The organism is Acinetobacter sp. WA-87 (assembly GCF_039938935.1).
Lineage (GTDB): Bacteria > Pseudomonadota > Gammaproteobacteria > Pseudomonadales > Moraxellaceae > Acinetobacter > Acinetobacter seifertii.
This window is the reverse complement of the sequence record NZ_JBDUVF010000003.1, coordinates 108,129-129,195: the sequence shown is the minus strand read 5'-3', so window position 1 is coordinate 129,195 and position 21,067 is coordinate 108,129. Positions and strand designations below refer to the sequence as shown.

Sequence of the window (21,067 nt, the reverse complement as noted above, 5' to 3'; positions counted from 1 at the left end):
CTATTCAAGTTAGTTTTATCAGAATAAGAATGCCATACCCAAGCCACCGCGGTAGCCTTTATATTGACCATCTAGATCTACTCCAACACTTGCATCAAGCTGAGTACGCTTATTGACTGCATAAACTAAACCTGTGCCTAGGCTATATTGATAGTCTTCGCTTTCAGCTTTACGATATACAAACTCAGAATAACCAGAAAGTTTGCCGGCAATTTTATAGTTGATGGTTGGAATAGCAGTCACAGCCCAGTTGCTGTTTTGCACTTCGTAACGCATGGTAATTGCTGTATTGATCAAATCATTATATTGATAAGCCACTGCCGAACTTAAACTATAAATATCGTCATGTGCAGTAAATTCATCATTACCTGTTGCAATAAGCGCTTGAGCCAATACAGCCATTGTTAAATTTTCATCATTTAAATCAATCGCTTTTTTTAAGCCGATGCTTACATCACCTAAACCAGAGGTATCTGTTTTTTTACCTGCGCGTTTAGTTTGAGTCCAAGCCGGACCTTGCCAACCTAATTGTAATTCTAGGTCCTTAGCCAAACCTGTACGGAATAACATATCTTCATTGACGGTTACGGTCTTTTCTCTCACACCATCAACATTTGATTCTGTATAAGTTGCACTTGGTAAGCCTTGTTCCCAAGCTAACTGCCCTACTGGAGTGATGCCTGTTCCAAAGCCTGAACCAGGACGGTCAAACGAGAACTCAGCAGCAAAAGTACTTCCTGCGGCAACAGTGGTCAGAGCAAAAGTTAAAATTTGAAATGTTCTCATTCTATTATCCAATCAAGTAGTTAGTTCTTTTGACATTTTTGCCCCATGATGGCGCAACAATTCTAATGTTTCACGCTCTTCTTGAAGCGCTTCTGACCAATCTATTTCATCAAAATCACAATCAAAGAACAACTGGCTGATTGAAGATAAAATGGTAAGTCCTTCTTCATCACGTGTATTTGGGTCAACTTTTTCATCAAGTAAACGTTGAACCGCTGGTGCGCATGCCGAACTTGCCGCATCCCATAGTGGGCCATAAAATTCTTCTGCATCCCAAAGATGAACATTTGCTTTAGCTTGGATTAAGGCATCAAGGATATCGAGATAAACTTGTAATGCATCTTGCTTTTCTTGTTTTGATAAAGGAGTACCCGCTTCATAAGCTTCTGAAACGTCTTCCCACCATTTAAAAATTCCATCACAGATAATTGACACGGGTGGCCCTTGTTCCGGATCAATGAAATTCGGATCAAGCCCCTCAGCAAGTAATTTTTGTACTTGCGTAAGTTCTAATTCTTCTATGGCTTGAATTAAAGCCTGCTGCTGGGTGGTTAACATGACCATCTCTCAAAAATATATTAGGACTATTATGCCTAATCTCTGATAAAGATTTTAGAGGTCAATGCTATTGCATTGCAAACCAAAAGTTGTGAAGAGTTTTTATTCTTATTTTTAATATTCCATAAAAAAAGCCCCGAAGGGCTTTTTAGCTATTTTTAAGCTTCATCATCAATGAATTCAGGTTGACCACCTCTCGGGTGTTCCTTTTTCTCAAACGTATGTTCAAGGCTGCGTTTTAGTTTTTCAATCGCGCCATGAATTGAAGCATCAATATTTCCTGCTTTATGGTGCACTGCAACTGGTTTTAAACCAGCAGGACGGGCTTCAATCATACAGTGGATATCTTTGTCACCACCTTTGTCCCCATTTTCATCACTAAAATGAACCGAAAAATGCGTAATACGTTCGCTATGACGTTGGAATTCTTGAGTAAGTTCTGCACGTACATAAGTAATTAAACGTTCACTATTATGGATGTTTTTATCTGTGCGGATTTCAATATTCATAAATACCATCCTCTCTTTCTTACTGTGGATCTTTTCTATGCAAAACTTTTTTATGTTGGCATGTTTTAAGCATGCATGAACTGACTTCAATTGTACATTTTGATGGTGTAATGGTTTGTTATCTCCTGACTTAAACGTACTGCTTTTAATTTATTTTGAAGATCTTCATATCTTCAATATCAGTCCATCTATAAAAATATGCAAGCTGATTTTTTAAATTTTTATGAAAAATTGAACAAAAGGAGAGCAATTGTGACCGAATCTTATCTATATGGAGCAGAACTCATTGAGCAGATTCAGAAGTCTCCTTATTCACGTGATTTAATCGGTTATCACGGACAGCCTCCAGAGGTGAAATGGCCCAACAATGCTAAGGTTGCAGTGCAATTTGTCCTGAATTATGAAGAAGGTGGCGAAAAGCATATCGAGCATGGCGATGAGGGTTCGGAACAGTTTTTATCAGAGATTATTGGTGCTGCAAGCTATCCAGCCAAGCATATGTCGATGGACTCTATGTACGAATATGGTTCACGTGCTGGTTTTTGGCGCATTCATAGTGAGTTCCAACGGCGCAAGCTCCCAATGACCATTTTTGGCGTTGCCATGGCGTTGGCGCGCAACCCTTATATCGTCGAAGCGATTAAAGAAGCTGATTATGATGTGGTTTCTCATGGCTACCGATGGCTTCACTATCAAGACACTGACATTGAAGTCGAAAAACAGCATATGAAACAAGCTTTATCTGTTTTAGAAAACTTGTTTAAAAATAAAACTATAGGCTGGTACACTGGACGCGATAGTCCTAATACCCGTCAGTTACTCGCAGAGTTTCCGCAAATACAATACGACTCAGATTATTATGGCGATGATCTACCCTTTTGGACGACCCTTACCAATGAGGCAGGTTCATCCCGTCCGCATTTAATTATTCCTTATACCCTCGAATGTAACGACATGAAGTTCTGTTCACCGGGTGGATTTAATAGCTCAGAGCAGTTTTTTCAATATTTAAAAGATAGTTTTGATGTGTTGTATGCAGAAGGTGAAACTGCACCAAAAATGATGTCGATTGGAATGCATTGCCGTATTTTGGGGCATCCGGGTCGTTTTAAAGCATTACAAAGGTTTCTCGACTATATTGAAATGCACGATCGTGTCTGGGTCTGTCGCCGTCAGGATATAGCAGAGTATTGGTATAAAAATCACATAACTCGATAGTTGATTATTCATTTTGCAAATTCATTAGCGAAATATTAACCACTTTTGGCACTGTTATTGCTAAAACTCTATATCACTATATTGAGTTTAGGAATGACAGTGTTTTTAGCCGAGTTTAACCAAGCCCCACCCGATCAACTCAAGACTCTGTTAAATAACTGCGTCCATATTCCAGCCTGGGCCGAAAAAATCATCTCAGAACGTCCCTACTCATCAAAGTCTGTTCTTTTAGGATATGCGGAACAATTGAGCCACACATGGTCATGGGAAGAGATTGAAAATGCTTTAGCAACTCATCCAAAAATTGGTGAACGGCAAGCAAAAAAACAGCTGAATGCAAAAGAACAAAATTTTTCAGCTCAAGAGCAAGCTAGCATTTCCTTAGATGAGCAAACACAACAAGCTCTGCTACAAGGCAATATCGACTATGAACAGAAGTTTGGCTTCATCTTTTTAATTAAAGCCGCAGGCCTTAGTAGCGATGAGATTTTAAAAAAACTTAATCAACGTCTTCAAAACAACTTAGCTATAGAAAAAGTCATTGTACATGAGCAACTCGCAGCAATTGCTCTATTACGTCTATCTCAGGAAATACAAGCATGATCAGCACTCATATTTTAGATACAAATTTAGGTAAACCCGCTGCAGAAGTCGAAGTGAAGTTATTTCATGCAGCAACCCATGAACTGATTGCAACCGCAACCACCAATAAAGATGGTCGAGTAAGTGATTTTGGTATCAAAGATTTAACTGAAGGGCCATATCAACTTGAATTTGAAATCGCGCCTTATTTTTCGGCGAAGCAAGTCAAAACTTTTTTCCCGCGTGTTTGCATTCAATTTTTTATAGAAGACATCAAGCAGCACTATCACATTCCACTACTCATTAGCCCGTTTGCTTACTCTACTTATCGTGGTAGCTAACTGAATTAAAATAGGAGAAAAATATGAATGATCGACAAAAGAATGCGATTTCTCCAGAGCATGAATATTTAGGAATCTCGAAAAGTTTTGCTTACGGTTTACAGCATGTGCTGACCATGTATGGTGGCATTGTGGCTCCGCCGCTTATTATTGGAACTGCTGCAGGTTTAAGCTCGGCACAAGTCGGAATGCTCATTGCAGCAGCCCTATTTGTAGGTGGATTGGCAACACTCATACAAACCATAGGAACCAAATATCTAGGCGCAAAACTACCTTTAGTTCAGGGGGTGTCTTTTGCTGGCGTGGCAACCATGGTCGCTATTATTACCACGGGCGGTGGCCTGCCTGCGGTTTATGGGGCGGTCATTGTAGCCTCTCTAGTTGGACTTTGCCTTGCACCTTACTTTTCAAAAATCATTCGTTTTTTCCCCCCTGTTGTGACTGGATGCGTCATCACGATTATTGGGCTATCTCTGTTACCCGTTGCGATTCGCTGGATGATGGGTGGCAACGATAAAGCACCCAACTGGGGAAGCGTAGAAAATATTTCTTTGGCCTTACTCACCTTAGGCATTGTGATTATTTTAAATATGCTGCCACAAGCTGGCATTCGTCGCTTATCTATATTATTAGCGATCGTGGCTGGTACCATACTGGCTTACTTTATGGGTTTCGGTGACTTTAGTCAGGTCAGCTCAGGTGCATGGCTGCAATTTCCACATTTCTTTGCATTTGGTTTACCTACCTTTGAACTGAGTGCCATTTTATCAATGCTCATTGTCACCTTGGTGATTATGACGGAAACTACAGCCGATATTATTGCTGTCGGAGACATTGTAGGAACCGATGTCGACTCTAAACGTATCGCCAATGGTGTTCGTGCAGATATGTTCTCAAGTGCTATTGCACCTATCTTTGGTTCGTTCATGCAAAGCGCTTTTGCCCAAAATGTTGGGTTGGTTGCGATTACAGGCATCAAAAGTCGTTTTGTCGTGGCGGCAGGTGGTGTCATTCTGATTATTTTGGGGCTATTGCCTGTTATGGGACGTCTAATTGCAGCAATTCCTATGCCTGTACTTGGTGGTGCAGGTCTGGTCTTATTTGGGTCAGTTGCAGCGAGCGGAATTCGCACTTTAGCAAAAATAAATTATAACGATCAGAAAAATTTAATCATTGTCGCGACTGCTTTATCGGCAGGAATGATCCCCATTATTAACCATGAGTTTTATGCACATTTTCCAGTTTGGGTACAAACTTTGTTTCATTCGGGTATTAGTTCGACTTGTATCTTTGCTATCTTATTGAATTTATTATTTAATCATTTGCCTTCATTTCGAAGCTCACCGACCCCTCATTTGAGCCAAACCATAAACACTAGGAATACACATTAATAGATTAGTTTTTAGCGCCCCACTTCGGTGGGCCTTTTTTTAACCGTTGATCAAATTTGGCTTCATTTTTGCTTAAGACCCTGTATCCTTAGCGTGCTTTATTTGGGGGGAGATCATTTAAATGCAATTAAAGCAACTTGCGGCGACTTGTGCCTTGTTATCTGCAACTGCCATGGTTCAGGCAAAACCAATTTGGCAAGATTTTAGCGTGACTGGACTTTATGGTGAAAACTATGAAGTTGTAGACGACAAAGAAACCACGATTACTTTGGAATATGCTGCAAAAGTTAAATATGCTGATGTGTTTTTCTTCATGGACCGTATGCGCGGTGAAGACGATCATAAAAGTACATATTTTGAGTTATCACCACGTTTAAGCTTGGGCGAAGTGTCTGGCAAAAAACTAGCTTATGGCCCAATTAAAGATGTACTCATTAGTACCACTTGGGAAAGTAACAGCGAAAACGGCAATAACTTTGATAATTTCTTATATGGTTTTGCTGTTGATTTAGATATTCCATATTTTAAATATGCGAATTTAAACTTCTACCGTGCAAATAATGAGAAAACTGACGACGATTATCAAATGACTTTCGTTTATGGTATTCCATTTAACATTGCATCTGAAGAATTCTTGGTTGATGGCTTCCTAGATTGGTCAACTGCTGAAGGTGACCATGCTAGCGAGTTAAACTGGACAACTCAGTGGAAATGGAATGTAGGTAAACACATTTCTCCTGACACACGTCTATACCTCGGTATTGAACACTCTGTATGGAATAATAAATTTGGTCTACAAGGCCGAGATGAAAATAACGTGAGTGCTTTGGTTAAATACCACTTCTAAAATTTTTATTTAGAAGCTTAAAACAGCAAGGAAAAAATCCTTGCTGTTTTTGTTTTAGTCGAGTGGATTACCCACAATATTACTAATAATCCCCTGCATAATATGTCCGCCTTGTTCACGGCGTAATTCTGCATACCAAGCTTGGGTCACAGTTTCATCTTTCATATGGGTCACATCACAACGTTTACGGGCACGAAGAACCAACTCATTGGCCCGTTCATTACGCTTGTTTTGATAACGACGTAAAGCGTCCTCTAAACCCAAAGTATTTATTTGCAAAGAACGCGCTAAATAAATCGCATCTTCCATGGCTTGGCAGCCACCTTGTCCAATATCAGGTGTGGTGCTGTGTGCAGCATCGCCTAAAATCACCACGCGACCCTTATAAAATTGGGCAAACGGTTCGATATCATGGATTTCTACCCGATTGGTCTTTTGTGGGTCTAAGCGTTCAATGAGTTGCTGTACAGGCTGACACCAATCAGCAAAATATTGTTTTAAAAGTTTTTTATATTCATCCCGATTATTTTCTAAGCCTGCTGGCAAAGGCACATCTAAAAAGAAATAGAACTTACCGTCTGCGACGGGCATTAAAGAAGCTCGCTTACCTTCTCCTACATAGGTCGTCCATTGCTGAGCTGGTGCTAAATCTTCAGAGATCTCAACTAAACCATTCCAGTTTACATAACCAGCATAACGGCGCTGTACTTGCTGACCCAAAACATAGGCACGAGTCATTGAATGAGTACCATCCGCCCCAATCAGTAAGTCAGCTTGCGTTGAACTACCATCTGCAAAATGTACTTCGACATAATCGGTCTTATCTTCAAGGCTGACCATTTTTTTGCCTAGATAAATCTGGTCTCGACCAAACTCATCCATCAGCATATTTTGTAAATCGGCACGTGCAACCGGATATGGGCGCTGTCCTACTTCTTCAATTAATGGCAGTAAACTGAATTGTGTCATCACATCTCCAGTTAAACCATCAACATAGGCCAAGTCGTCCATTTGTCCGCCAAGTTTGGCGATTTTGTCAGTTAATCCGAGATAGTTCAGACATTTCACACCATTTGACCACAACGAAATAGCAGCGCCGACTGGAAGAATCTTTTCAGTTTGCTCAAAAATACGAACTTGGTGACCAAATTTTTTTAATGCAATGCCTGTGGTTAGACCTCCCATTCCCGCACCAATAATCACCACATTCATAACACTCTCCTATAGATATTCACCTATAGGGTGCTTATGCTAAAAACATGCCATCGTTCAAAATTTATTTAGCTTTTCCACAAAACTGGCATGCCCCATGCTTATATATTTAAGTATAAAACTCTTCTCAACGTGCTCTGTATGTTGATAGTTTTAAATGAAAAATCATGTTTTTAACAAGAAATACGGATACCGCATTATGGCAACTCTACACGCCCCAGCTTTTGAACTTCCTGAAATTTTGAATACCAAAACCAATTTGGCAGATGTCCGAATTGGTGCACAAGTCATTGAGTGTTCGGATGATTTCTTTGCAGAAGCAAAGCGTATGCTGCAATTTGAAGCACCTATTTTTGTTGAAGATAAATTTGATGACAACGGTAAATGGATGGACGGTTGGGAAACGCGTCGTAAGCGTCACGCGGGATATGACTGGTGTATTGTGAAGCTAGGAGTGAGTGGAAAAATCACCGCACTTGATATCGACACCAGCTTTTTTACAGGAAACTATCCAGCATCTGCCTCATTAGAAGCGTGTTATGCACCAAATGGAGACCTAACAGGGGCAAAATGGGAGAATGTTCTAGAAAATACTGAGCTGGGGCCAAGTCAGCATCATATTTTTATGGTCAATAATGATGCACTTTTTACCCATATTCGCCTCAATATTTTCCCAGATGGCGGTGTTGCTCGTTTGCGTGTTTATGGAGATGTTCATATTCAGGTGAGTGATAGTGAGCAAACGCTTGATTTATTAGCACTTGAAAATGGTGGTCGCGTAGTTGCTTATAGCGATGCGCACTTTGGACACCCACGTAATTTGATTAACCCTGGTCGTGGTATCAACATGGGCGATGGTTGGGAAACCAAACGCCGCCGCGCACCGGGTTATGACTGGTGTATTCTTGCGTTGGGTAAAAGCGGAAAAATTGAAAAGCTTGAAATTGATACCGCTCATTTTAAAGGGAACTTCCCTGCACAAGTATCTATACAAGCGGTTTACCTTGAAAATGCAACCGATGCACAGTTAATTCCACAGAGTATGTTCTGGTCTTATTTACTTGAAGCTCAACCAATGCAAATGGATCATATTCATGAATATGTGAGTGAGATTTTACAGCATGAAAAGATCTCTCATATTCGCATTAACATGATTCCAGACGGTGGTATTAGCCGTGTTCGTTTATGGGGGAAAATTGCTAAATCATGATCATGAATACTGTTCAAATTCAGCCCTTAACTATTGAAAACTTTCAGCCCTTCGGAGAAGTCATTTGTTGCGACGGGCATGATTTTTTTCATATTAATGATGCCCACACCGAGCGCTACCATGCGCTCGTTGAAACCGAAATTGAGGGCGAAGCAAAGGCAGGCATTAGTATTTTCCGTAATATTAAGACCAGTGTATTACCTCTGGAAATTTCAATGCTAGAGCGTCATCCGAAAGGCTCTCAGGCATTTATTCCATTACAGCAACAAAAGTTTTTAATTATTGTGGCGCCCGCTTTAGATGAAAACACTCCCGATATTTCCAAGCTCTGTGCTTTCGTTTCAAATGGAAAGCAAAGTATTAATTATCGGGCAGGCACATGGCATCACCCTTTGCTTACTTTTGAGTCACCAAGTGATTTTGCAGTAGTAGATCGCATCGGAAGTGGAGCAAATTGTGATGTTTTTCAGTTTCCAAAATCTATAGAAATCAGGTTTTAAATAAAGAGCAATTTATACAGACTTGTCTGTTTTAAATTGATTATATAAATACACCAAATTATCTGTAACTAAAATAAAAATCCCCGCCAATTGAGCGGGGATTTTTTAATTCTATTTTAAACAGTGATATCGGCTAAGTTACCCTTCTGCTCAAGCCACTGCTTACGATCTGCGGAACGTTTTTTCGCAAGCAATTTATCGAGTAAACCAGCTGTTAAATGTGCATCATCGAGATCAAGCTGTACTAAACGACGAGTGTTAGGGTCCATGGTTGTTTCGCGAAGCTGAATCGCGTTCATTTCACCTAGTCCCTTGAATCGAGTAATTTGAGGATTTTTATTGCCTTTGACATTTTTCAAAATGGTTTCAAGTTCATCATCATCGAGTGCGTAATGGACATCTTTACCAATATCGATACGGAACAGTGGTGGCATTGCTACAAATAAATGACCTTCTTCCACCAATGCAGGAAAGTGCTTAACGAATAAGGCACAAAGCAAAGTCGCAATATGTAAACCGTCCGAGTCGGCATCGGCCAAAATACAGATTTTGCCATAGCGTAGTTCTGACAAATCATCACTACCCGGATCTACACCAATCGCAATCGCAATGTCGTGAACTTCTTGAGAAGCGAGTACTTCATCTGAAGAGACTTCCCATGTGTTTAAGATTTTTCCACGAATTGGCATGATGGCCTGAAAGTTTTTATCACGCGCTTGCTTGGCACTCCCGCCCGCAGAGTCACCCTCGACAATGAATAACTCACTTTCTTCACGCGTTTGACCAACACAGTCTGCCAATTTACCCGGTAAAGCTGGGCCTGAAACAATTTTTTTACGCTCAACTTTCTTGGCTGCTTTTAAACGACGACCTGCTTTAGAAATCGCCATTTCCGCCAGTTGCATAGCAATTTCAGCATGTTGGTTGAGCCAGAGCGCAAATGCATCTTTAGCAATATTTAAAACAATATTTGATGCTTCACGACTTGAAAGACGCTCTTTGGTTTGACCAGAAAATTGTGGTTCTTGGAACTTGAGCGACAAGATATAGTTCACGCCATCCCAAACATCTTCTGCCGAAAGTTTAAGATTACGCGGTAACAAGTTACGCAATTCACAGAACTCACGTAACGCCTCGGTCACGCCTGAACGTAAACCGTTCACATGCGTACCGCCTTGTGCAGTTGGAATCAAGTTGACGTAACTTTCTTGAACCTGCTCACCGCCTTCTACATTCCAGCAAATCGCAAACTCACAGGCTGCGCGGTCTGCTTGTCCACTACTTACAAATGCAGGGTTTGGCAAAATTTCGCGGTCTTGTAATTCATCCATCAAATAATCGACGAGGCCATTTTCAAACTGCCATTCGATTTTTTCATCATTAATTTGATCGATATAAATAATTTTTAAACCAGCTGCTAATACAGCTTTCGCTTTTAAATTATGTTTGAGTGCTTTTAACGCAAATTTTGGACTATCAAAATATTTAGCTTCAGGCCAGAAATGTACCGTTGTACCAGTCGCACGTTTTGGTGCTTTGCCTTCTAGCACTGCTAAAGGCGCAACAGGTTCACCTTGCTCAAAAGCCATCTGGTATAAATTACCCTGACGCTGAACCTCCACCTCAACACGTGTAGATAAAGCGTTTACAACCGAAATCCCCACACCATGCAAACCACCTGAAAACTGGTAGTTATCGGTACTGAATTTACCCCCTGCGTGGAGCTTGGTTAAAATGATTTCGATACCACTTTGGCCATATTCAGGGTGAATATCGACTGGCATACCACGGCCATTATCTTCAACAGACAATGAGCCATCTTTATAAACCGTGACACAAATTTTGTCGGCATGACCAGCTAATGCTTCATCGACAGCATTATCAATAACTTCTTGGGCTAAATGGTTAGGTCGAGTCGTATCGGTATACATTCCCGGACGACGACGAACAGGGTCTAAACCAGAAAGGACTTCAAGCGATTGAGCCGTATATTGTGTCACGTTGTACGTTTTCCTTATTTGATGGTGTGCGCAAAGAATTCGATCACTAAGGGTAATTTTTCTTCAAAATCTTCCATGGCATGATTGCCATGAGCATCCGTCAAAATCAATGAGGATGGTGTTGCAGCACTATAATAGCGTTGTGCTTGACGATAATCCAAAATTTCGTCGCCTTGTTGCAGCAAGACGAGTATTTTGTCGGCATTTTCAGGTTGTTTCAGTTCCAGTTGTTCTAACTGTCGTAACTGAACATGATCAATTGACCATTGATCATTCACCTTATAAGGCATGCTTTCAACTTGAAATAACTTATCAAACAACTTCCATGGTTGCATAGCAGGGTTAATCAGTACAGCCGGAATATTATATTTCGCGACAAAATATGTCGCAAAAAACCCGCCGAGGCTACTGCCGACTAACGCCACATCTTGTAAAGACTCGATTAGCTCTGAAACTTGAGCTACGACCTGATCTGGAGATCTATTTAAATCTGGCAAATGCACATTGATGCCCAATTCGCTACAATACTGCTTAAGGCTCAGCCCTTTAATCGAGGAAGAACTGCTATTAAAGCCATGGAGGTAGATAATATTCATATATTTCCCTCTTAAATTGAGAATAAACTCACATTTTTGTTCTCAGTTTGTATATAAAAACACTATTGTCAGACAAGAAAAACGATTCAACTTACCATTCATCAGTATTTTAAAAACATGTGTTATTTAAACTACTAAGATGGAAACGTTAGCTGCCGTTGATAAAAAGTACAGCTTAAAACGTCGGTTATAACGTAAATGGGGAAAAGATATGCCGAGCTTAACACCGTTACATGAAACTTATTGTAAATGGGATCGTACGCCACCGAGTCAGGCCGACGTACTAGAAGGTTTAGCTCAACTGTTCAGCACCAGCTTAAATGGTGTACATGAATTAATACAAGTCATTAATATTGAAGTATTAAAAAATGCTTTTGGTATTAGCGCCCAAAATGCAAAAAACTTTCAAAAACGACCATTTGTGCAAAAGTTATATCAATTTTCTTATGGCGCTTTACAAAAATATGGTAGCCACTTTTTAGCGCCAAGTTTACGTCACATAATTGAAAAATATCCCACACTTCATGAAAAACCACTCACCCCGAGCCAACATTTTTTGGTGGGTATTTTAAATGGTATTTTTGGAGACTATTTACTTAAACAACATAGTCCCCTTGCCTTACCCATGGTGCTATACGACCACTACGGTGCAATCCAGCAAGGCGAACTTGCAGGCCGTATCGTGATTTTGGCTCATGGTCTATGTATGAACCATCTGACTTGGTCAAATGCGCACTATGGTGGCATTGGTGAGCGTCTGCTCGCGCAGCGTGATCACAACACCATGCTGTATTTAAACTACAACACAGGTCGGCGCATTTCAGCCAATGGCCGTAGTTTCTCTAACTTATTAGAAGATTTGGTACAACGTAATCCAAGAATTACCAGTATTGATATCATTGGTCATAGTATGGGTGGACTGGTTTCCCGTAGCGCACTGTTTTACGGTAAACAAAATATGTACCAATGGATTCATATGGTCGAGAACCTTGTCTGTATTGGTTCCCCACACCATGGTGCAGTACTTGAGCGCTTTGGCTTTGCTATACAAGATAAACTCGGGGCGTTCCCATTTGTCGGATTACTTGGTCAGTTGGTTAATATTCGTAGTAATGGCATTTTAGACCTACGCCACGGTAGTGTTCGTGACGATGACTGGGAATATATGGATGCCCGTATTGGCATGATGGATGACAACCGTGCTCCAGCTCCTCTACCTTCGCATATCAATACCTTTTTAGTGGCTGGAACACTCGAGTTTGAAAAGGTGCGTAATAAAGCGCTTACCGTGATTGGCGATTACTTAGTGAGTGTGAAAAGCGCACTGGGCGAACACCCAAATCCACGTTTTCAACTTAAAGTTCCAGACTCACACAAAGCGGTGTTTTATGGCCTAAATCACTTTGAAATTCAGTATCATTCGAGTGTTGCTGAGCAGATTACTCGCTGGTTATATCCTCATGTGAATGATTATGTGCAAGACGGTATTCAAACCCATATTATTGATATGCCGAACTATACGCTCGAAGATTTGGAAGGAATTGTAGAGACGTAAATAGAACCCAATTTATGAATATAAAAACTATTTAAAATAATCTATCACTAATTTGTACCTGATCTTATAAACACATAAAATCAGGTATAAGTAATATTACTCACAATCAGATAGATCAAATCCTTTTTTTCCTAAATGTATTCCTTGTATTTTCCCATGTACAACATCAAAAATTAAACTATTATTTTTCTGTAAATTATCAGTCACTATGTAAGTATAGTCATCTTGTGAATCTCCAGCTCCATCACTTTTCATTTTTTTAATATTATAACCCTTATAGTTTTTGTATATATTTTCAACACCCATACCATTTCGTATATTTTTTAATGTGTATATACTTTTATTTTCACTTCCAATTAATACTTCAACCAACTTCTGATTATTAAGAGTATATGAAATACTATTATTAAAATCTGAAAAAGTTGTACAGCTTCCCATTTGATCTTTTGCTATACCTTCTGACGAAAAATTAATATCAGAGTATTTATTATCAATAATATAAGATTTATCTTTTAAATTTATTGAGTTAAAGTCTAAATAAATTTTTCTATCCAAATTTACAGCACAATAACTGTGCATACTTATACAGCCAAATATAATGATAAATGTTAGTTTCATATCAAACGCTTATACTATCTAATTTACAAAGGTTAAAAACTTATGACTCTTGACATAGAGTTAAAGAATTAATATTACAAAAAAATCTAAATTATAATTCTGGAATTTCTTTAAAATAAACTTTTTCCTTATCAGTACAAACACCATAGAACATCCCAGAAAGATTATTTTTTGGATCTAGATCTTGCATATAGCTCTTACAATCAAGTAAAAGTTGCTTATTTTTCTTTATAAAAGTTAATTTTTGATATTGTCTAAAAGAATATCGATCATAGAAGTCATTAAGCACATACATATTACTTCTATAATTTTTTGATGGAATGTACTCAAAATTATCACCATCACCTATAGAATTATAATTTCCTAAAGTCTGAAATATCTTATTAGTTTCCATAACCAGCTTTTTTTCATTATTAGTAATTACTTTCATTTGTGCCCAGCCTACTTCAACACCTTCCATAAAGATATTTTTATATATCACATAATATTTATCATCTTTTATTTTAATATAGAACTCATCGACAGGAGGTTCATATGCATGTAAAACATAACTCCCCTGATTCAATGTGTATTTCAGTTCTTTACATTTATTCTGAATAGTACAATACTTATAAGAATAAAATGCAGCATTCGATATATTTGAGCACACTAAAAGGCTAAAGCTCAGAAAGATAAAGGAGGCAATTTTCATTTATTAAACTCTATATTCAATATATTTTCAAAATTCTTATAAATAGTTAGTTATATTATAGGAAACTCTTATTAACTGCCAATTTAAAGAAGATTAAAAAACACCCATTTAGATATTAGTAAAACCATTACTATTCAATTTAGAGAAGTACATGAAAGAAATTGTTATTTTTGACTTAGATGGAACATTACTATCAGGTGACTCTACAAAGGCATGGTTAACAGATAAATTGAAATCTAATATTTTTAGATTTATCGCTGCACTTATTGTTACGCCCATCGCTTTACCTCTTATGAAATTTAAGAAATATAAATCTAAAGGTGCTTCATTGTATTTATGGATTGCAACGTATAGCTTGAACGAAGAAGAATTAGAATACAGCTTTAAAAATTTCTCTAAGAATATCAATGAAATTACTTCCGGTTCATTATATTGGTTTGAGCAAGGTATAGCCGAAGTTAAAGATCATTTAGACAATGGAAGAATTGTGTTTATTGCCACGGCTGCACCAGAAAAGTTAGCGAATGTTTTACTCGAGTCTATCAATCTAGATGTACGAATTATTGGTACTCCTCTACAAAACAAGCTGGGAGGATGGATAAGTGGGATACATTGCAGGTCAGAAGAAAAAGTAAGAAGATTGAATAAGCTTGATATCAAACAACCTTGGTTTGCAACATACAGTGATGATATTGATGATGACTTACCTATTTTAATTGGTGCTAAACTTCCCTATTTAATTAACGGGAATAACAACAAAATTAAAAATATAAAAATCAACAATTTAAAAATATTAAATTGGGTTTAAAAGTTATGATATGAATATAGTTTATATAACCGTCTAACAACTAAATAAAAATGGTATAGGCTAATATAGGCACTTTTATCAATAAAAGTGCCTATATTACTCAAATCTTACTAATAATCTTTATACTTATTTCTTAAATCCAACAAACCTTTACTATATATTTCTTCATTTTCAGTACATGAGGCTTGTAAATTCATATCTAGGTAGGTATAACGATGTAATAATTTTTCTTCATTATTATACCCTCCAAAAATATTAAAATGAGCACCTTCATTTGAAAAACATTCAGTTACAATATTAGGGATTCCATTCCCTATCAAATCAACGCCTCTAATTTTATTATTTTTATATAGAATCTGATCCTTATTTAATTCAAAACCATAACCACGAACTAACTCCTTACTTCTTTTATTAATATTATAAAAATAATTAGGCTCATCTGTAACAAAAGCTAATTCTGAAACACAATCACTACTATCTTTTTTCAATATTGGATTCACAATATCATATTTAAATTTTTCGTCCTCTTTATAGATAATTACGATATCCTTATTAAGAGGTTTTTCACTTACTATACAGCCCTCATCAGAATCTAATAATAAATAAATTTTATTATCTAAACTCTTTTTTATTTTTTTAATTTTTTCAGTAGATTCAATAAATTGGCTATTATTTACTTTCTTTATTTCAAAAGAATTTGCATAAGCTCCTTCAATTAGATATTGAATAGTACATACGTTTAAACCTAATAAACATACAAAAATTAATTTTTTATAAATCACTCGTATTTTCTCGCATCACTAATGAAATTAATATTTATAGCCATTCATAACTTTACTATATTAATTTTATCAAATTTCAACTTTCCAAGCGTTATTAGAAACTAATTTTCCATTCTTTACATTTAAAACAATATTGTAAGCTGCTGTACCACCATCGTTAAAAGTATTTAAAATAAAAATATTATTATTTAAGTAATATATTTTAAAATCAGCAAGCTCATTCTTGCCCCCATCGATACCATCTTTAGGGAAAAAATATTGCTCGAGCTCAGCCCTACTAATTTCTATTCTGTTATCTTTGTCTTTAACAATAATTTTATCAAGTTGTAAAAAATTATTGTCAGGTAGACTACCATCTGTACCAAAGAATTTTTTATCATTAAAATACTTATATTCACCTTTAAAAGTTTTATAAAGTTTAGGATCTAAAATAGCCTTTTTTGCATACGCTTCTACTATTATATTTTTATCCCTATAGATAACCTTTTCTCTAGAATATTGAGATAGCTTAATAGAAATATAACCACTGAAATTATTTATTCTATTTTTATAGACAAATCCTGTTACACCATTGCTTGCATTAACTAAACAAAAATTATTAGTTTCTTCATCCATCACACAAGAAACAATTTCATTATTATTTAATTTGGATGTAACTTTCGAACTTAAACTTGAATTTTCCCTTACATTCACATACCCATCTTTATCTTGAATAAAACCAAAATCAGCATATGAAGTCTCAATAGATCCAATCATGAAAGAAGTAAAAACTATAAATTTAAGATATTTATTCATTTAAGCTAAGCTCATTATTTACTTTGAATGATCTCTTTTATAATAATATCATCTTTCAAAATGATATTATTATAAAATATAATCAAAATTTAAAAATTCATAGTTATTCTTTATCACAATGACAATCATTTTCATATTTCTACCAAGCCGTAATTTATGTACTACATTGACATAATCACTAAATAAAAAAATTATTGCTGCAAGATCTTAATCAAATTAGTATTATTATCGTATTTTATATTCTTAATAAGCTTGCATTTTCCTTTATTTTCTATCAAAAAATCAATAAACTCACCATGTGTAGGCGTATTAAATTTAACAGTAACAATATTATCTGTGGCTTGTAATATACTAAATTTACCTATATCATCTTGTGCATTACTTAAAATATTAAAATCTATACTGCATACACCATTTAAATTACTTCTACAAGCATAATCTTTTACTAACATATTTGTTAATTGATTAGAAAAAAACCTAGAAATAGTTTTTCTATCAGCACTCTCAATAATTTTATTTCCATCTACAGGATAATTTTTATACAAGTTTGTGATTAATTTTTTTGAGTCTTTAAAACATTTCTCATCATTACTTGCATTTGTAACACTACATAAAATAGATAGAAAAATAAATGTAAATAATTTGTATTTCATAAATTATACCTAAGCTGATAGCCTATTTTACAAGAAAAAATTATAAAAAACTTCGCAACATTTTTATTTTTCATTTACATTTTTTTGAAACTAATAGGGAAAGCATTTGCTATTTAAATATCTTCCTTGTGAAAAATACTTTTATATTTATGTAACAATAAAAAATATTACTAATTTTTCAAAAGGTTCATTAAAAATTTCTCTCTGTACCCCAACTATTGGGGTACAATCAAAGTATATATTAGTCTAATTTAAGTCCTTTTTTTATTTTAAATTTTTCTTTAAAATTTTACCATTTTTATCTCTATAACTTATTACGCCTGAACTATCAATTGAGTAGTAATCTCCTATTTTTTCCACTTTTAAATCAGGCTTTATTTTTATTAAATAAAATTCAGAACTAGAACTTTCATCTGTATCAATATATTTTTCAGCAATAGAATAAAAGCTATCTTTGAATTGAGGAAGGAATCTAAATGTATTTACATTTAACGAATCCACTTTTGTGTCATTAAGTACATTTATAAAATCAGGAGATATTTTTTCTAATTCAGAGAAAGAGTAAGCCCGATTATTAGAATTTTCAAGTTGCGTGCATTTCTTAGCTGAGTTCTTCTCTCTACATTTAGAGAAAAAATCTGAGGAAATTGGTAAATTGAGTTTTTTTATCACATTATTAGAATTATTTATATCCTTATCTAATTCAACTCTAGATTTAAAATCAAAACTTCCATTATTATATGTATAACAAGTTTTTACTGCTCTATAAGAGTTTTGATATTGATTAAAGTTACCATTTAAACAAAATGAATTACTATCAGATGAGAATTCTATAGGTTTAATATTTGACATTACACTTAATGAAGCTGGGAATGTGAAAACCTTAAGCTTTTCTAAATCAATAACTGCAAAATATAAATAGTTTTTTTCTTTAAAATTCATTAAAAACTTGTTTTTATCAAAATTTGATACTTTGTTTTTTAAAGTATTATTATAATCTTTTAATCTTTCTTTGGAACAAAAATCTACCTCATCATAGTCAATTGAGCAGTCCTTGACATCTATTTTATTGATACCCTTAGCTATAGATGTATTACTTGAGCATCCTAAAATTGATAAAACTATAAGTATAGTTGAGCTAACAGACGTATTTTTCATTTTTTCACCACTTAATCTATTTACCATCTTTATGAAATTTATGAATTTTCTCTAAAATTTCTAAAACCATTTTAGTCGACTCTGGAGAAGAAGAATTTTGTCCAGGTTTTTCATAATAAGATTTATTTCCATCGGATATCTTCCCATTTTTTAAAGGAAGGCCTTTTGGTACTGCTACTGATGCCCATTCTTGAGCAGCATCATATTGAGCATCTCTTAAACTACCGATACCCTTTCTCACAAATTGAGAAAGTTTTGTTCGTTTACTAATTAGAAATTCTCGAAATACCTGTTCTTGCATATTTGCATCATATACTTCACTTCCAGTAAAATATCCCTGTTTAATCCCTTCCTGAAGAGTATAGTAGGTCGTCTGATATTTACCTGTTGCAAATAGACGATTTTTATCATTACCATCTTTTGCTTCTGCATTATCAATAATTTGCTGAATTCTTTTGCTTGTTACGGTGCCTTTCCCAGGGTTTTTAAATGAATAGCCAACTTTATCACCTTTAACATTTTTTGTTCCAGTATTATAAGATTCATAATTACCTTCACCATGAGAGATAACACTACCCAACTGCCTAATCAGATCCTCTAAAGAACTATCATTTAGATTAGGATTTTTATTTGGGGAAACAACTATTCCGGAACATCCTAATATTTTATTAGCTTTCTCATCAGCTTTAAATAAATTTATTAGATAATCTCCATTTAACCCATCTTTACTAGTGCTAAATAACTTGTCAATTTTATATTTTTTATTAAATTCACGAACATCTAAATGAACCCATGTTTTTGCACCGTCTGAGATACGTTCTAAACCAAATTTATCTGGTGACCATCCTAGACTAGTATTTAAATACTTACCAAACCATTTTATTCTTACTTGATTCTCAAGTTCGCTCATACTAACCACTTGATTATTCTTATTATGAACTACAATATCTAAAGCACACCCCATATGATTAGTCGTTGGACGTCTATTTTTCCAATTATTATTAATACAACGATATCCTGAAGAAATTTTTACAATTTTATATCCTGCTGAGTTAGGCATTTTTTTAAAATAAAATAGCATTGCTTTAAGTGCCCAGATCAAACTTCTATGCATGCCATTATATTCTTTCGCATCTCGATAGACCTCAACGTATTGTCTCGTAGTTTTGTTATACATCTCAAATCTGAAATTACCACTTCTGCTACGACCAAAACCCGAACATTCCCCACAAGGACATTTCATTGAATCAAAGAAAGAAGCTATTCCATATTCATCTCTGAATCTATCTAAAGCAGCTAAAACAGAACCACAAATCTTTCCAGTGTCTGAAACTCCCATATAATCCCGTTGGAATTGTTTAATACATGTTGCAGTTAGTTCTGTAAATTCATCTGTTGGTAATGCTCCACCAAAACCTGCTAAGCGAATATTAACTTCTCTGATTAACTCACTTTTACCACTGGAAATACATTGAGGATTGGTTTTACAAATATTTGTAGTATTTGCTTTAGGAGTACCTCCATCTTGACTACGATCATCAATAGTCAAAATTTTAGAAACTGAACTTGCAGCTTCATTCAGTGCTTTTTTAGTATCTTCATAAAGTTGATGTGCTTTTTCTGGAAGCCCATTTTCTTTTTTTGTTTGAGAAGCAGGATTAGCTGGCCTTTTTGCTGCTGGAGCTGGGGTAGTTTTTGTACTGCTCGCAGTAGGTTTATTTATAGCTTGAGCTGAGTGCTTGTGCTTAGGTTTGTCTTGGTGTGAATGATTTCCAGAAGCAGGAATATGAACAGGTAATTTAATGACTTGTCCAATACTAATCTTATTTGGATCGTCTATTTTATTTAAACGTTCTAGTGCTCGAACGGTCGTATGATTTTTTTGTGCTATTTCAAAAAGCGTATCACCCTTTTTAACAATATGTGTTTTTCTTTTATATTGCCCATTATTACCTTGATTTGTTAATGTTTTTAAATCTAAAAGGACTTTAGGACTTGTAATTTTTACGACCATTCGGTCTTTAGACATTACAAAACTTTGTACTTTAACCATTGAACCCTTAAACATACTTTTAATATATACATCTAAAGTAGTTCCTTTATCTTGGCTGATTTCAACAATACATCCAGATGAGTTTGTTGGTCCCGCCGCGATAACTTTTCCAGTTCTCTGATTTTTTACTTCATATTGTGCTTTTGAAATTGGGCTGCCAAATAAATCTAAAATTTGTATTGTAACTAATGATTTTTTATTCAT

General features: G+C 35.7%; 22 protein-coding genes. 9 read left to right on the top strand and 13 right to left on the bottom strand.

The window, feature by feature from the left end; translation table 11 throughout:
• Positions 1-18 precede the first annotated feature (18 nt).
• The 3 genes from ABFY81_RS10740 to ABFY81_RS10730 form a co-directional block, all read right to left on the bottom strand.
• A complete protein-coding gene (locus ABFY81_RS10740) occupies positions 19-786 on the bottom strand; it encodes a transporter (RefSeq protein WP_004704898.1) in 768 nt (255 codons plus the stop codon).
• Between the two features lie 12 nt (positions 787-798).
• The gene (locus ABFY81_RS10735; protein ID WP_004704896.1) at positions 799-1,344 is read right to left on the bottom strand and encodes an ankyrin repeat domain-containing protein; all 546 of its coding nucleotides are present in this window, start codon (positions 1,342-1,344) and stop codon (positions 799-801) included.
• Positions 1,345-1,502: 158 nt separating this feature from the next.
• Positions 1,503-1,853, bottom strand: a complete 351-nt coding sequence (locus ABFY81_RS10730) for an HPF/RaiA family ribosome-associated protein (protein WP_004704894.1) — start codon at positions 1,851-1,853, stop codon at positions 1,503-1,505.
• A gap of 252 nt (positions 1,854-2,105) precedes the next feature.
• Between ABFY81_RS10730 and puuE the strand changes: the two genes are divergently transcribed.
• The 5 genes from puuE (at position 2,106) to ABFY81_RS10705 (ending at position 6,232) form a co-directional block, all read left to right on the top strand.
• On the top strand, positions 2,106-3,071 hold the full coding sequence (gene puuE / locus ABFY81_RS10725) for an allantoinase PuuE (RefSeq protein ID WP_191104685.1): 966 nt from the start codon (positions 2,106-2,108) through the stop codon (positions 3,069-3,071).
• Positions 3,072-3,170: 99 nt separating this feature from the next.
• Positions 3,171-3,674: a 2-oxo-4-hydroxy-4-carboxy-5-ureidoimidazoline decarboxylase gene (gene uraD, locus ABFY81_RS10720; RefSeq protein WP_347913881.1), complete on the top strand. Its 504-nt coding sequence runs from the start codon at positions 3,171-3,173 to the stop codon at positions 3,672-3,674.
• Positions 3,671-3,994 (top strand): hydroxyisourate hydrolase, encoded by a 324-nt coding sequence (uraH, locus tag ABFY81_RS10715; protein ID WP_004704888.1) that lies wholly within the window; start codon positions 3,671-3,673, stop codon positions 3,992-3,994. Before uraD ends, uraH begins: the two co-directional genes overlap by 4 nt.
• Positions 3,995-4,017: 23 nt before the next feature.
• Positions 4,018-5,385: a nucleobase:cation symporter-2 family protein gene (locus tag ABFY81_RS10710; RefSeq protein WP_347913756.1), complete on the top strand. Its 1,368-nt coding sequence runs from the start codon at positions 4,018-4,020 to the stop codon at positions 5,383-5,385.
• A 121-nt stretch (positions 5,386-5,506) separates the two neighbouring features.
• Positions 5,507-6,232: an outer membrane protein OmpK gene (locus ABFY81_RS10705; RefSeq protein WP_039251953.1), complete on the top strand. Its 726-nt coding sequence runs from the start codon at positions 5,507-5,509 to the stop codon at positions 6,230-6,232.
• A gap of 54 nt (positions 6,233-6,286) precedes the next feature.
• Here the strand turns inward: ABFY81_RS10705 and hpxO are convergent, their stop codons facing one another.
• The gene (gene hpxO / locus ABFY81_RS10700; RefSeq protein ID WP_004704883.1) at positions 6,287-7,444 is read right to left on the bottom strand and encodes an FAD-dependent urate hydroxylase HpxO; all 1,158 of its coding nucleotides are present in this window, start codon (positions 7,442-7,444) and stop codon (positions 6,287-6,289) included.
• A 199-nt stretch (positions 7,445-7,643) separates the two neighbouring features.
• On the opposite strand from hpxO, the gene alc reads away from it, so the two are divergent.
• Positions 7,644-8,654, top strand: a complete 1,011-nt coding sequence (gene alc / locus ABFY81_RS10695; RefSeq protein ID WP_347913880.1) for an allantoicase — start codon at positions 7,644-7,646, stop codon at positions 8,652-8,654.
• Positions 8,651-9,154: an ureidoglycolate lyase gene (locus tag ABFY81_RS10690; RefSeq protein ID WP_347913754.1), complete on the top strand. Its 504-nt coding sequence runs from the start codon at positions 8,651-8,653 to the stop codon at positions 9,152-9,154. The genes alc and ABFY81_RS10690 overlap by 4 nt, the downstream gene beginning before the upstream one ends.
• A gap of 116 nt (positions 9,155-9,270) precedes the next feature.
• Here ABFY81_RS10690 and parE read toward each other — a convergent pair whose 3' ends face one another.
• Both parE and ABFY81_RS10680 read right to left on the bottom strand, forming a co-directional pair.
• Positions 9,271-11,154 (bottom strand): DNA topoisomerase IV subunit B, encoded by a 1,884-nt coding sequence (gene parE / locus ABFY81_RS10685; protein WP_004704878.1) that lies wholly within the window; start codon positions 11,152-11,154, stop codon positions 9,271-9,273.
• Positions 11,155-11,168: 14 nt separating this feature from the next.
• Positions 11,169-11,750, bottom strand: coding sequence for a YqiA/YcfP family alpha/beta fold hydrolase (locus tag ABFY81_RS10680; RefSeq protein WP_019458548.1), 582 nt, complete (start codon positions 11,748-11,750; stop codon positions 11,169-11,171).
• A gap of 211 nt (positions 11,751-11,961) precedes the next feature.
• Here ABFY81_RS10680 and ABFY81_RS10675 point away from each other — a divergent pair, with 211 nt between their 5' ends.
• Positions 11,962-13,305: a hypothetical protein gene (locus ABFY81_RS10675; RefSeq protein ID WP_004704875.1), complete on the top strand. Its 1,344-nt coding sequence runs from the start codon at positions 11,962-11,964 to the stop codon at positions 13,303-13,305.
• Between the two features lie 96 nt (positions 13,306-13,401).
• Here the strand turns inward: ABFY81_RS10675 and ABFY81_RS10670 are convergent, their stop codons facing one another.
• Positions 13,402-13,923, bottom strand: coding sequence for a hypothetical protein (locus ABFY81_RS10670; RefSeq protein WP_228144408.1), 522 nt, complete (start codon positions 13,921-13,923; stop codon positions 13,402-13,404).
• A 91-nt stretch (positions 13,924-14,014) separates the two neighbouring features.
• A complete protein-coding gene (locus tag ABFY81_RS10665) occupies positions 14,015-14,614 on the bottom strand; it encodes a hypothetical protein (RefSeq protein ID WP_347913752.1) in 600 nt (199 codons plus the stop codon).
• Positions 14,615-14,765: 151 nt separating this feature from the next.
• On the opposite strand from ABFY81_RS10665, the gene ABFY81_RS10660 reads away from it, so the two are divergent.
• Complete coding sequence (locus tag ABFY81_RS10660; protein WP_347913751.1) at positions 14,766-15,422, top strand: haloacid dehalogenase-like hydrolase; 657 nt, start codon at positions 14,766-14,768, stop codon at positions 15,420-15,422.
• Positions 15,423-15,532: 110 nt separating this feature from the next.
• Here the strand turns inward: ABFY81_RS10660 and ABFY81_RS10655 are convergent, their stop codons facing one another.
• The 5 genes from ABFY81_RS10655 to ABFY81_RS10635 form a co-directional block, all read right to left on the bottom strand.
• On the bottom strand, positions 15,533-16,204 hold the full coding sequence (locus ABFY81_RS10655) for a hypothetical protein (RefSeq protein WP_347913750.1): 672 nt from the start codon (positions 16,202-16,204) through the stop codon (positions 15,533-15,535).
• Positions 16,205-16,273: 69 nt separating this feature from the next.
• Positions 16,274-16,999, bottom strand: coding sequence for an SH3 domain-containing protein (locus ABFY81_RS10650; RefSeq protein WP_347913749.1), 726 nt, complete (start codon positions 16,997-16,999; stop codon positions 16,274-16,276).
• Between the two features lie 191 nt (positions 17,000-17,190).
• On the bottom strand, positions 17,191-17,652 hold the full coding sequence (locus tag ABFY81_RS10645; RefSeq protein WP_347913748.1) for a hypothetical protein: 462 nt from the start codon (positions 17,650-17,652) through the stop codon (positions 17,191-17,193).
• Between the two features lie 264 nt (positions 17,653-17,916).
• Positions 17,917-18,810: a hypothetical protein gene (locus ABFY81_RS10640; RefSeq protein WP_347913747.1), complete on the bottom strand. Its 894-nt coding sequence runs from the start codon at positions 18,808-18,810 to the stop codon at positions 17,917-17,919.
• A 16-nt stretch (positions 18,811-18,826) separates the two neighbouring features.
• Positions 18,827-21,067 carry a LysM peptidoglycan-binding domain-containing protein gene (locus tag ABFY81_RS10635; RefSeq protein ID WP_347913746.1) on the bottom strand — a complete coding sequence of 747 codons (2,241 nt, stop codon included), beginning with the start codon at positions 21,065-21,067 and terminating at the stop codon, positions 18,827-18,829.

Excerpts from the sequence above, each read along its gene's own strand:
- ABFY81_RS10640 (WP_347913747.1), bottom strand. The coding sequence starts at position 18,810 with ATGAAAAATACGTCTGTTAGCTCAACTATACTTATAGTTTTATCAATT.
- ABFY81_RS10680 (WP_019458548.1), bottom strand. The coding sequence starts at position 11,750 with ATGAATATTATCTACCTCCATGGCTTTAATAGCAGTTCTTCCTCGATT.
- ABFY81_RS10665 (WP_347913752.1), bottom strand. The coding sequence starts at position 14,614 with ATGAAAATTGCCTCCTTTATCTTTCTGAGCTTTAGCCTTTTAGTGTGC.
- ABFY81_RS10650 (WP_347913749.1), bottom strand. The coding sequence starts at position 16,999 with ATGAATAAATATCTTAAATTTATAGTTTTTACTTCTTTCATGATTGGA.
- ABFY81_RS10660 (WP_347913751.1), top strand. The coding sequence starts at position 14,766 with ATGAAAGAAATTGTTATTTTTGACTTAGATGGAACATTACTATCAGGT.
- hpxO (WP_004704883.1), bottom strand. The coding sequence starts at position 7,444 with ATGAATGTGGTGATTATTGGTGCGGGAATGGGAGGTCTAACCACAGGC.
- uraH (WP_004704888.1), top strand. The coding sequence starts at position 3,671 with ATGATCAGCACTCATATTTTAGATACAAATTTAGGTAAACCCGCTGCA.
- ABFY81_RS10740 (WP_004704898.1), bottom strand. The coding sequence starts at position 786 with ATGAGAACATTTCAAATTTTAACTTTTGCTCTGACCACTGTTGCCGCA.
- ABFY81_RS10670 (WP_228144408.1), bottom strand. The coding sequence starts at position 13,923 with ATGAAACTAACATTTATCATTATATTTGGCTGTATAAGTATGCACAGT.
- ABFY81_RS10645 (WP_347913748.1), bottom strand. The coding sequence starts at position 17,652 with ATGAAATACAAATTATTTACATTTATTTTTCTATCTATTTTATGTAGT.
- ABFY81_RS10690 (WP_347913754.1), top strand. The coding sequence starts at position 8,651 with ATGATCATGAATACTGTTCAAATTCAGCCCTTAACTATTGAAAACTTT.
- alc (WP_347913880.1), top strand. The coding sequence starts at position 7,644 with ATGGCAACTCTACACGCCCCAGCTTTTGAACTTCCTGAAATTTTGAAT.
- ABFY81_RS10675 (WP_004704875.1), top strand. The coding sequence starts at position 11,962 with ATGCCGAGCTTAACACCGTTACATGAAACTTATTGTAAATGGGATCGT.
- ABFY81_RS10730 (WP_004704894.1), bottom strand. The coding sequence starts at position 1,853 with ATGAATATTGAAATCCGCACAGATAAAAACATCCATAATAGTGAACGT.
- ABFY81_RS10705 (WP_039251953.1), top strand. The coding sequence starts at position 5,507 with ATGCAATTAAAGCAACTTGCGGCGACTTGTGCCTTGTTATCTGCAACT.
- ABFY81_RS10710 (WP_347913756.1), top strand. The coding sequence starts at position 4,018 with ATGAATGATCGACAAAAGAATGCGATTTCTCCAGAGCATGAATATTTA.
- ABFY81_RS10735 (WP_004704896.1), bottom strand. The coding sequence starts at position 1,344 with ATGTTAACCACCCAGCAGCAGGCTTTAATTCAAGCCATAGAAGAATTA.
- ABFY81_RS10635 (WP_347913746.1), bottom strand. The coding sequence starts at position 21,067 with ATGAATAAAAAATCATTAGTTACAATACAAATTTTAGATTTATTTGGC.